The following is a 14,557-nucleotide window of genomic DNA, read 5'->3' as shown; positions in this document are numbered from 1 at the left end:
TTGATGCTGAACATCCTGCTGTCCTTCGCCCAGTTCGAGCGCGAGGTCACCGGCGAACGCATCCGCGACAAGATCGCAGCCAGCAAGCGCAAGGGCATGTGGATGGGCGGCGTGCCACCGCTGGGCTACGACGTCGAGAACCGCCGACTGGTGCCCAACGAACGCGAGGCCAAACTGATCCGGCACATATTCCAGCGCTTCGTTGAACTCGGCTCCAGTACGGCTCTGGTCAAGGAGCTGAAACTGGATGGCGTGACGTCGAAGGCGTGGACCACGCAAGACGGCAAGACCCGCGAGGGCAGACCGATCGACAAGGGCCACATCTACAAGCTCCTCAGCAACCGGACCTACCTTGGCGAGTTGCGGCACAAGGACCAGTGGTACCAGGCCGAACACCCGCCCATCATCAGCCGCGAACTGTGGGATAGCGTCCACGCGATCCTGGCCACCAATGGTCGGGTGCGCGGCAACGCGACTCGGGCAACCGTGGCATATCTGCTCAAAGGCATCGTGTTCGGCAACGATGGCCGGGCGCTGTCGCCGTGGCACACGACCAAGAAGAATGGTCGTCGCTACCGCTACTACGTGCCTCAGCGCGACGCCAAGGAGCACGCGGGCGCCTCGGGCCTGCCGCGACTGCCGGCCGCTGAACTCGAGTCGGCGGTGCTCGACCAACTGCGCGCCATCCTGCGTGCCCCGAATCTTCTGGGTGAGATGTTGCCACAGGCGATCAAGCTCGATCCGACCTTGGACGAGGCGAAGATCACCGTGGCCATGACCCGGCTCGACGCGATTTGGGACCAACTGTTCCCGGCCGAGCAGACCCGAATCGTGAAACTGCTGGTCGAGAAAGTCATCGTGTCACCCAACGACCTCGAAGTGCGGCTGCGCGCCAACGGCATCGAACGCCTGGTGCTGGAGCTGCGCCCCGAGCCGGTCGAGCAACAAGAGGAGGCACTGGCATGAGCGACATCCGCATCCAGAAGACCGGCGAGCCGGACATCCTGCAGACCAGCGACGGCAGGCTGACCCTGTCCGTGCCGATCCAGATCAAGCGCCGCAGTGGCCGCAAGCTGGTCACCCTCCCGAACGGGGAAACCGCGCCGGTCAGGCCGTGGGACGTGGCGCCGACCTCCATCCAACTGGCGCTGGCCAGGGGCCATCGGTGGCTGGCCATGCTGGAATCGGGGGAAGCGAAGTCGTTAAAGGAGATCGCCACGCGGGAGAACATCGACAACAGCTACGTCAGCCGGATGGTCAACCTGACCACGCTGGCACCCGACATCGTGGCCGCCATCCTGGACGACGCATTGCCGAACCACATCACGCTGTTTGATCTTGCGGTTGATCCGCCAGCGCTGTGGGATGAGCAGCGGGAGCGAGTCGGCCTTCCGCGTTGAAAATCAACCCGCGTCTGCAGGCGACCACGGACCACCTGCCTGCCAGCGGGCTGAAAACACCGCGCTGGCATTGGCCGCCTTGATGACGGGAAGCATGAACGCGACCAGTGCAGCAATGACGTCATTCAGCGCCAGCGCTTCCAGGCGGTTCTTTTTCAGGAAGGCCTGCCACTGCGCCTGTTTCTGCGCATCTTGCGAAAACGCATCGGTGAGGCCGAATGGGACCTCCCCAGTCAGAGCGGTTTTACGTCGACCGAAGGTCGCCTGAATCGCTTGGCGAAGGGTGTCGCCATCGAAGTCGGTGTGCTGCGCCAATATCCACAGATCGAAATAATCCTTCATGCGACTGTTGGCGATGCCAAGGGACGACAGCGCCTCGAATTTCTCGGCCACCACGGTGTAGCGCGGATAGACCCGCAGCTTGGGTGCTGCGAACTCCGCCAGCATGACGGGGTATTCGACATCCTCCGGGCCAGGCGTCACGGCGTCGCCGAAGCCGATATCGATCTGGATCTGGCAGCGCGCGCCATCGATCACACCGAGCAACGTCACGCGCACACCAGCGTAGTTCGCCTCCTTGCGAATCTCGGCGGCGTGCACGGTGTCGGGTTGAAACGCCACGCCGTCGTGCGTTTCGATCGCGCAGATATCCCTGAAGACGGCTTCGATGTGCGGCAGCTCTGCCGAGCCGAATCCCAAAAAATCAGCATCCCTGGTTGGGCGATGTGGAATTTCGAACCACAGGTCAAACAGCAAGGCACCCTTGAGCAGAAACTGATCCGCGTGCTTCGAGATGCTGATCCGGTACAGCAGCCGCTCAATCGCATAGCGCGTGAGGACCAAGTTGAAATCCTGCTTGGTCTCGCGGGCGCGGTTGAGCAGACGGGCACGTACTGATGCCGCCACGTTTCGTTCATTCATGACAGGCTTTCCATGTAGGGGCGCATCACATTGGCCACGCGGCACAGCGTGGCATAGCGCCAGAGTTCGTCCATGCTCACGCGCTTGGCACGCCAGGCTTCCTGCAGCGCTTCCATCGCCACATCGAGGCCGATCTTGTTGCGGAACTTGAAGCAGTCGGCCACGGTGCGAGCAATGTTGGTCACGCGCACGGTCACGCCATCGATCTGGTGTTCTTCAATCCCATCGGTCAGCGCGGGGCCAGAAAAGCGCACGATGCGCAGCGGCGGGTAATCCATCTTGGGCGCACGAGCCTTGTTGGGAATGGCGAGCCAGACCTCGAACGGTGACTGCGTGGTGAGGTCGTGCACCCGCAGAGCCGACAGCAGGCAGACGATGGCTTGCGGGTGTTTGCGGGCCACCTCGGCCAGCGTGCCATGCTCGGATACGCTGCGATCGGGACGGGCATACAGACCGCGACCCACTCGGACGAGCAGGCCCTGCCGAACCAGTCGCGTGAGGGCGACACTGGGCAGACCCAGCGCGTCGAGATCGCGCGGGCGTATGAGGCCGCGCTGGGCGGCGAGATCCAGAATGGTCTGGTGCGAAGTTTCCATGCTGCCATGATGTTGCATTACGTCGGTAGTTGTCAATATATACCGACAAAACACAACCAATGTGGTTTCCTCTGCTCCCCGATGCCGCAATCCAACCGCTTGATTCGTCCGCGCGTAACTCTTTGATCTGTATGGCGCTGACTTATGGCCTTTGCGGACTTCGGGCCGGTTTCAGGGAGCGAGGTGGGAGCGAGGAATGGCCAGGAGAGAGTGGAATGTGGCCCGGAACGAGCTGAGAGGCTGACTGGCGAAGTCCGCAGGCTTCCGCAGGAACCCCCAAGAACACGTGGGAACCGGCGCGATCGGGCAAGAAAAAACCCCAACCGAGAACGGTTGGGGTTTCATTATTGGTGGAGCCGGGGGGAATCGAACCCCCGTCCGCAAGCCATCATCGGACAGTTCTACATGCTTAGCTCTCTGATTTGAGTCTCGCGACGCCGCCGCGCAGGAGCACGCTGCGGACGCCACCAGTCACGTCAATCTCGCCCCGACCCGAGTGACCCGGTCCGAAGCCAGCCGATGTGAATGACCTCTCAGCGCTCGCGCGCCCGGCCCATCGGCCAACCGTTGAGAGGCTCACCGGTGTTTAAGCGGCGAGAGCGAAACGTTCGTCGTTCGCAGTTACTTTGTTCCAGTGGATTTACGAGCGAACTGGTGCTCGGCATGCCCTGCGCCGGATCCGCACCCACGTCGAAACCGGGTCGGCCCCATGGCGCCATTGTAGATGGCGACAACGCCAGGGGTTTCAAGCCCCGGTGCGGTCAGCGCGCCGACGGCGCGGCGGCCAGCAGCCCGAGCAGTGCGCGGGGATGATCGATCACGGCGTCGGCGGCCCACGCCGTCACGTCGCCGCCCTCGCCCAAGTAGCCCCATGCGGCGGCCACCGAAGGCATGCCGGCCGCGCGCGCAGCCTCGATGTCGCGACGATCGTCGCCGACATACACGCAGCGCTCGGGCGCCAGGGCCAGCCGGGCACAGGCCGCCAGCAACGGCGCCGGGTGCGGCTTGGCATGCGGCGTCGTGTCGCCGGCGATCACGACACGCGCCGCCGCCAGGCCGAGACCCACCACGACCGGCGCCGTGAAGCGCATCGCCTTGTTGGTGACGATGCCCCAGCCGAGCCCGTCGCGGGCCAAAGCGTCGAGCAGTTCCTCGATGCCGTCGAAAAGGCGCGAATGCACGTCCAGCGCGGCTGCGTACTCGGCGAGGAATTCCTCGCGCAGCGAATCGTAGTCGGGATCGGTCGGCGCCTTGCCGAGACCCGCCGCCAACATGCCCCGCGCCCCCGACGAGGCGACCGGGCGCAGCCGGTCGATCGGCAGCGGCGCCAGCCCGCGCCGCTCGCGCATGCGGTTGAGCGCTCCACCGAGGTCCGGCGCGGTGTCGGCGAGCGTGCCGTCGAGGTCGAACAACACCGCCCGGGCGGCGAAGCGCGGCGCTGGCGACCGCAAGGCGTCAGCGTTCACGTCCGCCGGCACGCAAGAAGGTAGTTCACGCCGGTGTCGGCGCCGAGTGCGTAACGCTTCGTCAACGGGTTGTAGGTCATGCCGCGGGTATGCTCGACTTCCAGGCCGGCGTCGCGGCACCAGCGCGCGAGTTCGCTCGGGCGGATGAACTTGGCGTACTCGTGCGTGCCCCGGGGCAGCAGGTCGAGGACGTACTCGGCGCCGATGATCGCGAACAGGAACGACTTCGGGTTGCGGTTGATCGTCGAGAAGAACACCCAGCCGGCCGGCTTCACCAGCGTCGCGCAGGCGCGCACGACCGACGCCGGGTCGGGGACATGCTCGAGCATCTCCATGCAGGTGACCAGGTCGTAGCGTGCCGTCGCCTCGGCGGCCAGCGCCTCGGCTGAGACCTCGCGATAGTCGACATCGGTGCAGCCCGATTCCATCGCGTGCAGCATCGCGACCTTCAGCGGCTTGCTCGCCAGGTCGATGCCGAGCACGCGTGCGCCACGGTGGGCCATGGCCTCGGCCAAGATGCCGCCGCCGCAACCGACGTCGAGCACCTGACGCCCGGCCACCGGCGCGATCGAATCGATCCAGTCGAGGCGCAGCGGGTTGATCTGGTGCAGCGGCCGGAACTCGCTGTCGGGGTCCCACCAGCGGTGCGCGAGGTCGCTGAACTTGGCGAGTTCCTGCGGGTCGGCGTTGATCATGGGCCCGATGTTATGCGCAGCAGGAACTGCGCACAGCGAAGAGGCGACGGCACCGCCCATCGCGCCGCACCGGGTCGCCAGCGAGCGCGACGATTCGGCCGAAAACAGAAAACCCCGCCGAAGCGGGGTTTTCGCGACTCACGGATCGATCAGCGCTTGCGCGTGCCGACGACCTCGATCTCGACGCGGCGGTTCTTCGCCCGACCCTCGCGCGTCGCATTGTCGGCCACGGGCTGCTTCTCGCCCTTGCCTTCGGTGTAGATGCGATTGCGCTCGATGCCCTTGCTCACCAAGTAGGCCTTCACAGCTTCGGCGCGTCGCACCGACAGACCCTGGTTGTAAGCATCGGAGCCGGTCGCATCGGTGTGACCCACGGCGATGATCACCTCCAGGCTGATGCCCTTGGTCTTCTCGACCAGGTCGTCCAGCTTGGCGCGCGCCTCGGGCTTGAGCACGGACTTGTCGAAGTCGAAGAAGGCGTCGGCAGCGTACGTCACCTTCTCGCTGACCGGCGCGGCCGGCGCAGGCGCCGGGGCCGGCGCGGGAGCCGGCGGCGTGGCGGCCGGCGGGGGCGGCGGGGGTGGCGGCGGCGGGGGCGGCGGCGGCGGGGGAGGCGGCGGCGGCTTCAGCGCGCCATCACAGGCAGGGTGGGCAGTCGCCGGCGTCCAGCTTGCCGCGCGCCAGCACTGCTCGTTCGTCCCGTTCTTCCAGGGCGTGCCGTCGGCCGCACGCCACTGCTGGCTCGAATCCGACTGCGCGGACACGGCCAGCGGCGCGGCAAGCGCGGCCGATGCGAACAGCATCGCCACCTTGTTCAGTTTCTTCATTGATTCTCCTCTCGAGGAAAGCCGCAGACTTCCTGCGTGGTGTCTAAACCGGAAGCCAGATGATTGCCAAGCAGCCCGGGTTGACGAGCGCTTACCACTGACAATTCATTCTGCCATAGAGCCCTCAGACGTCTCGATTTTGGGCGGCTCGCATCGAACGCGACACCCGGTTGTTGCGTGGCTGCGACAGCGCGGTGGGACATAGAATCGCCGCCTTCCCCCCGCATCGCGCCGATCCCCGCCCGCGCGGCGGCGGCTCGCGCTGCCCGCATGACCTCGTTCGCCAAGGAAACCCTGCCGATCTCGCTCGAAGAGGAGATGCGGCGCTCCTATCTCGACTACGCGATGAGCGTGATCGTCGGGCGTGCGCTGCCCGACGCGCGCGACGGCCTGAAGCCGGTGCACCGCCGCGTGCTGTTCGCGATGCACGAGCTGAACAACGACTGGAACCGGCCGTACAAGAAGAGCGCGCGCATCGTCGGCGACGTCATCGGCAAGTACCACCCGCATGGCGACACCGCGGTCTACGACACGATCGTTCGCATGGCGCAGGACTTCAGCCTGCGCCACATGCTGGTCGACGGTCAGGGCAACTTCGGCTCGGTCGACGGCGACAACGCCGCGGCGATGCGCTACACCGAGATCCGGCTGGCCAAGATCGCGCACGAGATGCTGGCCGACATCGACAAGGAGACCGTCGACTTCGGCCCCAACTACGACGGCTCCGAGACCGAGCCGCTGGTGCTGCCGACGAAGCTGCCGAACCTGCTGGTCAACGGCAGTGCCGGCATCGCCGTGGGCATGGCGACGAACATCCCGCCGCACAACCTCAACGAGGTCGTCGACGCCTGCCTGCACCTGCTGAAGAACCCCGAAGCGTCCGTCGACGAGTTGATGGAGATCATCCCGGCGCCCGACTTCCCGACCGCCGGGATCATCTACGGCCTGAACGGCGTGCGCGAGGGCTACCGCACCGGGCGCGGCAAGGTGGTGATGCGCGCCAGCTGCCACTTCGAGGACATCGACCGCGGCCAGCGCCAGGCGATCGTCGTCGACGAGATCCCGTACCAGGTCAACAAGAAGACGCTGCTCGAGCGCATCGCCGAGCTCGTGAACGACAAGAAGATCGAGGGCATCAGCCACATCCAGGACGAATCCGACAAGTCCGGGATGCGCGTGGTCATCGAGCTCCGGCGCGGCGAAGTACCCGAGGTGGTGCTGAACAACCTGTACAAGCAGACGCAGCTGCAGGACACGTTCGGCATCAACATGGTCGCGCTCATCGACGGCCAGCCGAAACTGTGCAATCTCAAGGACCTGGTCGAGATCTTCCTCGAGCATCGGCGCGAGGTCGTCACGCGGCGCACCGTGTTCGAACTGCGCAAGGCACGCGAGCGCGGCCACGTGCTCGAGGGCCTGGCCGTCGCGCTGGCCAACATCGACGAGTTCATTGACATCATCAAGCGCTCGCCGACGCCACCGGTGGCCAGGGCCGAGCTGATGAGCCGCAGCTGGGACTCGTCGCTGGTGCGCGAGATGCTCGCGCGCGCCGAGGGCCAGACGCCGGGCGGGCGCGCCGCCTTCCGCCCCGAGGGACTGCCCGGCCACTACGGCATGCAGCCCGACGGGCTGTACCGCCTGTCGGACGAACAGGCCGGCGAGATCCTGCAGATGCGCCTGCAGCGCCTCACCGGGCTGGAGCAGGACAAGATCGTCGGCGAGTACAAGGACGTGATGGCGCAGATCGCCGACCTGCTCGACATCCTCGCGCGCCCCGAGCGGGTGACGGTGATCATCGCCGACGAACTGGGCGCGTTGAAGCAGGAGTTCGGCCAGACCAAGCTCGGCGCGCGGCGCAGCCGGGTCGAGCACAACGTGCAGGAACTCGGCACCGAGGACCTGATCACGCCGACCGACATGGTCGTCACGCTCAGTCACGCCGGCTACGTGAAGAGCCAGCCGCTGGCCGAGTACCGCGCGCAGCGCCGCGGCGGGCGCGGCAAGCAGGCCGCGCAGACCAAGGAAGACGACTGGATCGACCAGCTGTTCATCGCCAACACGCACGACTGGATCCTGTGCTTCAGCGACCGCGGACGCGTGTACTGGCTCAAGGTCTGGGAGGTGCCGCAGGGTGCCCGCGCGAGCCGCGGCAAGCCGATCGTCAACATGTTCCCGCTGCAGCCGGGCGAGAAGATCACCGTCGTGCTGCCGCTCACCGGCGAGTTCCGCAGCTTCCCCGGTGACCACTTCGTGTTCATGGCCACCGCGCTGGGCACGGTGAAGAAGACCGCGCTCGACGAGTTTGCCAACCCGCGCAAGGCCGGCATCATCGCGGTCGACCTCGACGAGGGCGACTACCTGATCGGCGCGGCGCTCACCGACGGCCACCACGACGTGATGCTGTTCAGTGACGGCGGCAAGGCAGTGCGCTTCGACGAGGACGACGTGCGCGCGATGGGCCGCGCCGCGCGCGGCGTGCGCGGCATGGCGCTCGAGCCCGGGCAGAGCGTGATCGCGATGCTGGTCGCCGAGGACGAGTCGCAGAGCGTGCTCACCGCCACCGAAAACGGCTACGGCAAGCGCACGCCGATCGCCGAGTACACGCGCCACGGGCGCGGAACCAAGGGCATGATCGCGATCCAGCAGAGCGAGCGCAACGGCAAGGTCGTCGCGGCGACGCTGGTGCGCCCCGACGACGAGATCATGCTCATCACCGACCGCGGCGTGCTGGTGCGCACGCGCGTGGCCGAGATCCGCGAACTCGGCCGCGCGACGCAGGGTGTCACGCTGATCGCGCTCGACGACGGCGCCAAGCTGTCGGGCCTGCAGCGCATCGTCGAGAACGATGCGAACGAAACCGGCGGCGGCGATGCCGACGCCGACAACGCCGGCGGCGCCGGCACGGAGAACCGATGATGTGGAAGACCTTCGGGCTGGCCCTGGTGCTGGCGACCTCGACGAGCGCCTGGGCGCAGAGCAAGCAGGACCTCGTGAAGAAGGTGCTGCAGCTGCAGCAGCCGGGCATCGAGAACGCCGCGCGGATGGTGGCCGAGCAGCCGGCGCTGATGATGATGCAGCAGGCGGCCATCGCGCTGCGCTCGCGCGTGCCCGAGGACAAGCGCGAGGCGGTGGCGCGCGAGATCCAGGCCGACGCGCGCAAGTACGCCGACGAGGCGGTGCCGTTGCTGCGCCAGCAGGCCGTCAAGCTCGCGCCGACGACGATCGGGCCGATCCTGGAGAAGGAGTTCAGCGTCGAGGAGCTCAAGCAGCTGGTCTCGATCCTGGAGTCGCCGGTCAACCGCAAGTTCCAGCAGCTCGGCGGCGACATGCAGCGCGCGCTCAACGAGAAGCTCGTGGCCGATACGCGCGACGAGATCGAGCCCAAGCTGCGCGCGCTGCAGCAGTCGGTCGGCGAGCGCCTGCGCGTCGGCGCTGCCGGACCGGGCGCGCCGGCCAGCGCACCGCGCTGACCGTCGCGAGGCGGCACACCGGGCGCCCGGCGCCGGGGCGCATGCGAGAATTTGCCGCAGATCATGGCCGCCCCGACACCGCCCGCCCCTGACCTGCTCGCGCTGCGCACGCAGATCGACGCGGTCGACCGCGACCTGCTCGCCCTGCTCAACCGCCGCGCGCTGCTGGCACAGGCGGTGGGCGAGATCAAGAAGCGCGAGGGCTCGGTCGTGTTCCGGCCCGAGCGCGAGGCGCAGGTCATCGACGGGCTGAAGGCCGCCAATCCCGGGCCGCTGAAGACCGAGAGCATCGCGCCGATCTGGCGCGAGATCATGTCGGCGTGCCGCGCGCTCGAAACGCCGACGCGCGTCGCCTACCTGGGCCCGGCCGGCACCTTCAGCGAGCAGGCCGCGCTCGGCTACTTCGGCAGTTCGATCGAGCGTGTGCCCTGCGAGAGCATCGACGAGGTCTTCCGAGCCACCACCGCCGGCGCCGCCGACTTCGGCGTCGTGCCGGTCGAGAACTCGACCGAGGGCGTGGTCGCGCGCTCGCTCGACCTGTTCCTGACGACCCCGCTGTTCATCATCGGCGAGACGAGCCTGAACGTGCGGCACAACCTGCTGCGCCGCGAGGACGGCCTGGCCGGGGTCGCCGCGGTGTGCGCGCACCCGCAGGCGCTCGCGCAGTGCCACGGCTGGCTCGCGAACCATCTGCCGGCGGTCGAGCGCCGACCGGTGTCGAGCAACGCCGAGGGGGCGCGGCTCGCCGCGTTGGATGGCTCGCTGGCGGCGATCGCCAGCGAGCGTGCCGCCGGCGAGTGGAGCCTGCACGTGGTCGCGCCGGCGATCCAGGACGACGCACACAACCGCACGCGCTTCGCCATCGTCACCCATCCCGACCGCCACCCCGCGCCGCGCGCCTCGGGACACGACTGCACCAGCCTCGTCGTCTCGGTGACCAATCGCCCCGGCGCAGTGCACGACATGCTGGTACCGCTGAAGGCGCACGGCGTGTCGATGACGCGCTTCGAGTCGCGCCCGGCGCGCTCGGGCCAGTGGGAGTACTACTTCTACATCGACGTGCAGGGCCACCCCGACGAGCCGCAGGTCGATGCCGCGCTGAAGGCGCTGCGCGCCGAGTGCGCGTACTTCAAGCTGCTGGGCACGTACCCGCTCGACGTGCACTGAATGTTCCGACAGCTCGGCCTGATCGGTTGCGGCCTGATGGGCGGCTCGTTCGCCCTGGCGCTCAGGCGCCACGCGCTGGTCAGGCGCGTCGTCGGCTACAGCAAGTCGCCGTCGACCACCGAGCGCGCGAAGCGCATGGGCGTGATCGACGTCGCCGCCGAGTCGGCGCTGCTCGCGGTGTCGGGGTCGGACATCGTGCTGATCGCGGTGCCGGTGGCCGCCAGCGAGACGACCTTTCGCGCGATACGCGACCTGATCGACCCCGGCGTGCTGGTGATGGACGTCGGCTCGACCAAGCGCGACGTCGTCGACGCGGCACGCCGCGCGCTGAAGGACCGCGTGCCGTCGTTCGTGCCGGCCCACCCCATCGCGGGCAAGGAGGTCGCCGGCATCGAGCACGCCGACGCGGGGCTGTACGCCGGGCGCCAGGTGATCCTCACGCCCATCGCGCGCACGCGGCCCGAACTGGTGCAGAAGGCCACCGACGTGTGGGCGGCCATCGGGGCGCAGGTGCTGAAGATGTCGCCGGAGAACCACGACGCGGCGTTCGCCGCCGTCAGCCACCTGCCCCACCTGCTCGCCTTTGCCTACTTCAGTGCGATCGCCCGCCAGCCGGCCGGACGCGACTTCCTCTCGCTGGCCGGCCCGGGGTTCCGCGACTTCACACGCATCGCCGCGAGCGACCCGGCGGTGTGGCGCGACATCCTGCTCGCCAACCGCGAGGAGGTCATCAAGCAGTCGCAGCGCTTCCGCCACACGCTCGACGCGTTCGAGCACGTGATGCGCTCGGGCAACGCCGAGGCGCTCGAGGACCTGATCCGCGGCGCCTCCGACGAGCGCGCGCAGTGGACGATGAACACGCGCCGCTGACCCCATCCGCCCACCGCCCCGCGTCCGCGACCCCTGCGGTCGCAACGCCTGCGCATGTACACGATTGCCCACCTCGACCTGCCCCCGCTGACCGGCGCCGCCGGCACCGTGCGCCTGCCCGGATCGAAGAGCATCTCCAACCGCGTGCTGCTGCTCGCCGGACTGGCCGAAGGCTCGACGACCGTGCACGGCCTGCTCGACTCGGACGACACCGCGGTGATGCTCGACGCGCTGCGCACGCTGGGTTGCCGCATCGAGCGCGATGCGGGTGCGACCCGCGTGCACGGTGTCGGCGGTCGGTTGACGGTGCACGACGCGCGCCTGTTCCTCGGCAACGCCGGCACCGCGATGCGCCCGCTCACCGCCGCGCTGGCGGTGCTGGCGACGCTGCACGGCGGCCGCTTCGAGTTGTCGGGCGTGCCGCGCATGCACGAGCGGCCGATCGGCGACCTCGTCGACGCCTTGCGCCCGCTGGGCTGCCGCATCGACGAGCTCGGCAGCCCCGGATTCCCGCCGCTGCGCGTGAGCGGCGAGCCCGGCGGCCGGCTCGCCGTCGAGGTGCCGATCCGCGTGCGCGGTGACGTCTCGAGCCAGTTCCTGACCGCGCTGCTGCTGGCACTGCCGCTGGCCGCCGACGCGCGCGACGTGACGATCGAGGTCGTCGGCGAACTGATCTCCAAGCCCTACGTCGAGATCACGCTGAACCTGCTGGCGCGCTTCGGCATCGCGGTGCAGCGCGACGGCTGGCAGCGCTTCACGATCCCCGCCGGCAGCCGCTACCGCACCCCGGGCGAGATCTGGGTCGAGGGCGACGCGTCGTCCGCGTCGTACTTCGTCGCGCTCGGCGCGATCGCCGCCACCGACGCGCCGATCGTCGTCGAAGGCGTCGGCAGCGCGTCGATCCAGGGCGACATGCGCTTCGTCGACGCGGCGCGTGCGATGGGTGCCGACGTGCACTGCGAGCCCGGCCGCGTCGTCGTGCGCCGCGGCGCCTGGCCGCTGCGCGCGCTCACGCTCGACTGCAACCCCATCCCCGACGCGGCGATGACGCTGGCGGTGATGGCGCTGTACGCCGACGGCCCGTCGACGCTCACCGGCATCGCCAGCTGGCGCGTCAAGGAGACCGACCGCATCGCCGCGATGGCCGCCGAGTGCACAAGGCTCGGCGCCGCGGTCGACGCCGGAGACGACCACATCCGCATCACGCCGCCGCGCGCGTGGCGCGCCGCGGCGATCGACACCTACGACGACCATCGCATGGCGATGAGCCTGTCGCTGGCGGCGTTCAACCCGCTGGCCGGTGCGCAGCCCCCGGTACCGGTGCGCATCCGCGACCCGAAGTGCGTCGGCAAGACCTTCCCCGACTACTTCGAGACGCTGTTCGCGCTGGCGCGCACCGAGCCGCGCCACGTGCCGGTGATCACGATCGACGGCCCGACCGCCTCGGGCAAGGGCACGCTGGCCACCGAGGTCGCGCGCGCACTGGGCTTCCACAAGCTCGACTCGGGGTCGCTGTACCGCGCGCTCGCGCTGGCGGCGATGCGCCGCGACGTCGACACCTCCAGCGGCGAGGCGCTCGCCGCGCTGGCGCACCGTCTGCGGCTGCGCTTCGACGGCGACGCGCTGTGGCTCGACGACGCCGAGGTCAGCGCCGACCTGCGCCTCGAGGCGGTGGGCTCGACGGCGTCGAGCATCTCGGTGCTGCCCGAAGTGCGGCAGGCGCTGCACGACCTGCAGCTCGCGTTCCGCCGCGCGCCGGGGCTGGTCGCCGACGGGCGCGACATGGGCACCGTCGTGTTCCCCGACGCGCGACTCAAGGTGTTCCTCACCGCAAGCGCCGCCCAGCGCGCCGAGCGCCGGTATAAGCAATTGATATCAAAGGGGATTTCAGCTAACATCTCCGCCCTTCGTGCAGACCTCGAGGCGCGCGACGCGCGGGACCGCTCGCGCAGCGTGGCGCCCCTGAGGCCGGCCGAGGATGCGCTGCTGCTCGACAACTCGGCACTGAGCGTGGACCGGTCGGTCGCGCAGGTGCTCGCGTGGTGGAGCCAGTGCAGCCCGTTCGTCGACGGCGGCTGATCCGGCCGCTGCGACGGGCCCCAGGTCCGACGGCCTCCGCAGGCGCCGCAAGGCGCCACCGGCCGCCGGGTGTCCAACCCGAACCCGCAACCCCAGGTTGCACCCAACGCCGGCGCATCGCCGCGATGCGCACCGGCTCCCAGGAAACCACTCCATGTCTCAAGTCCAATCCGTCACCACGGGCGGCGAATCGTTCGCCGCGCTGTTCGAGGAAAGCCTGCGCAAGCGCGACATGCGCTCCGGCGAGGTGATCTCGGCCGAGGTGGTGCGCATCGAACACAGCTACGTCGTCGTCAATGCGGGCCTGAAGTCCGAGGCCTACGTGCCGATCGACGAGTTCAAGAACGACCAGGGCGAGGTCGAGGTGCAGGTCGGCGACTTCGTCGCCGTCGCGATCGACGCCTTCGAGAACGGCTACGGCGACACCATCCTGTCGCGCGACAAGGCCAAGCGCCTGGCGTCGTGGATGGCGCTGGAGAACGCGCTCGAGTCGGGCGACTTCGTCACCGGCACCGTCAACGGCAAGGTCAAGGGTGGACTGACCGTGCTGGTCAACGGCATCCGCGCCTTCCTGCCCGGCTCGCTGATCGACACGCGGCCGGTCAAGGACATGAGCCCGTTCGAGGGCAAGACGATGGAGTTCAAGGTCATCAAGCTCGACCGCAAGCGCAACAACGTCGTGTTGTCGCGCCGCGCCGTCGTCGAGGCCTCGATGGGCGAGGAACGCGCCAAGCTGCTGGAGACGCTGCGCGAGGGCGCGATCGTGCACGGCGTGGTCAAGAACATCACCGAGTACGGCGCCTTCGTCGACCTCGGCGGCATCGACGGCCTGCTGCACATCACCGACATGGCTTGGCGCCGCGTGCGCCACCCGACCGAGGTGGTGCAGGTCGGCCAGGAGCTCGACGCCAAGGTGCTCAAGTTCGACGCCGAGAAGAACCGCGTCAGCCTGGGCATCAAGCAGCTGGGCGACGACCCGTGGCTCGGCGTCGCGCGTCGCTACCCGGCGGGCACGCGCCTGTTCGGCAAGGTCACGAACATCGCCGACTACGGCGCGTTCGTCGAG

General features: G+C 68.4%; 13 protein-coding genes and 1 other RNA gene. 8 read left to right on the top strand and 6 right to left on the bottom strand.

Translation table 11 applies throughout. From position 1 onward, the window contains the following. Both PKC53_RS17085 and PKC53_RS17080 read left to right on the top strand, forming a co-directional pair. On the top strand, positions 1–966 hold a 966-nt coding region (locus PKC53_RS17085; RefSeq protein ID WP_324430799.1), incomplete at its 5' end, for a recombinase family protein. After that, positions 963–1,400 (top strand): LacI family transcriptional regulator, encoded by a 438-nt coding sequence (locus PKC53_RS17080; RefSeq protein ID WP_324430797.1) that lies wholly within the window; start codon positions 963–965, stop codon positions 1,398–1,400. The genes PKC53_RS17085 and PKC53_RS17080, both read left to right, overlap by 4 nt. Positions 1,401–1,403: 3 nt before the next feature. Here the strand turns inward: PKC53_RS17080 and PKC53_RS17075 are convergent, their stop codons facing one another. The 6 genes from PKC53_RS17075 to ompA form a co-directional block, all read right to left on the bottom strand. Further along, positions 1,404–2,321 (bottom strand): nucleotidyl transferase AbiEii/AbiGii toxin family protein, encoded by a 918-nt coding sequence (locus PKC53_RS17075; RefSeq protein ID WP_324430795.1) that lies wholly within the window; start codon positions 2,319–2,321, stop codon positions 1,404–1,406. Then, the gene (locus PKC53_RS17070) at positions 2,318–2,917 is read right to left on the bottom strand and encodes a type IV toxin-antitoxin system AbiEi family antitoxin domain-containing protein (protein WP_324430793.1); all 600 of its coding nucleotides are present in this window, start codon (positions 2,915–2,917) and stop codon (positions 2,318–2,320) included. Before PKC53_RS17070 ends, PKC53_RS17075 begins: the two co-directional genes overlap by 4 nt. A gap of 348 nt (positions 2,918–3,265) precedes the next feature. Then, positions 3,266–3,626, bottom strand: a transfer-messenger RNA (tmRNA) gene (gene ssrA, locus PKC53_RS17065). A 52-nt stretch (positions 3,627–3,678) separates the two neighbouring features. Then, entirely contained in the window at positions 3,679–4,383 is a 705-nt protein-coding gene (gene gph / locus PKC53_RS17060; protein WP_324430800.1) for a phosphoglycolate phosphatase, read from the bottom strand. Continuing rightward, positions 4,380–5,078: a bifunctional 2-polyprenyl-6-hydroxyphenol methylase/3-demethylubiquinol 3-O-methyltransferase UbiG gene (gene ubiG, locus PKC53_RS17055; RefSeq protein WP_324430791.1), complete on the bottom strand. Its 699-nt coding sequence runs from the start codon at positions 5,076–5,078 to the stop codon at positions 4,380–4,382. The genes gph and ubiG overlap by 4 nt, the downstream gene beginning before the upstream one ends. Positions 5,079–5,227: 149 nt before the next feature. Then, positions 5,228–5,905: an outer membrane protein OmpA gene (ompA, locus tag PKC53_RS17050; protein WP_324430789.1), complete on the bottom strand. Its 678-nt coding sequence runs from the start codon at positions 5,903–5,905 to the stop codon at positions 5,228–5,230. Between the two features lie 270 nt (positions 5,906–6,175). On the opposite strand from ompA, the gene gyrA reads away from it, so the two are divergent. The 6 genes from gyrA to PKC53_RS17020 all read left to right on the top strand — a co-directional run. Next, on the top strand, positions 6,176–8,821 hold the full coding sequence (gene gyrA / locus PKC53_RS17045; RefSeq protein WP_324430787.1) for a DNA gyrase subunit A: 2,646 nt from the start codon (positions 6,176–6,178) through the stop codon (positions 8,819–8,821). Further along, positions 8,818–9,375 carry a hypothetical protein gene (locus PKC53_RS17040; RefSeq protein ID WP_324430785.1) on the top strand — a complete coding sequence of 186 codons (558 nt, stop codon included), beginning with the start codon at positions 8,818–8,820 and terminating at the stop codon, positions 9,373–9,375. The genes gyrA and PKC53_RS17040 overlap by 4 nt, the downstream gene beginning before the upstream one ends. A gap of 63 nt (positions 9,376–9,438) precedes the next feature. Then, entirely contained in the window at positions 9,439–10,542 is a 1,104-nt protein-coding gene (gene pheA, locus PKC53_RS17035; protein ID WP_324430783.1) for a prephenate dehydratase, read from the top strand. Then, complete coding sequence (locus PKC53_RS17030) at positions 10,543–11,412, top strand: prephenate dehydrogenase/arogenate dehydrogenase family protein (protein WP_324430781.1); 870 nt, start codon at positions 10,543–10,545, stop codon at positions 11,410–11,412. It begins immediately after the preceding gene. A gap of 54 nt (positions 11,413–11,466) precedes the next feature. Continuing rightward, on the top strand, positions 11,467–13,491 hold the full coding sequence (locus PKC53_RS17025) for a bifunctional 3-phosphoshikimate 1-carboxyvinyltransferase/cytidylate kinase (RefSeq protein WP_324430780.1): 2,025 nt from the start codon (positions 11,467–11,469) through the stop codon (positions 13,489–13,491). A 154-nt stretch (positions 13,492–13,645) separates the two neighbouring features. Continuing rightward, positions 13,646–14,557: S1 RNA-binding domain-containing protein (locus PKC53_RS17020; RefSeq protein ID WP_324430778.1), on the top strand; the 912-nt coding region annotated here is incomplete at its 3' end.

The sequence above is a fragment of the Azohydromonas sp. genome (assembly GCF_035325925.1).
GTDB lineage: Bacteria > Pseudomonadota > Gammaproteobacteria > Burkholderiales > Burkholderiaceae_C > Calidifontimicrobium.
This window is presented reverse-complemented; position numbering and strand designations above follow the sequence as displayed.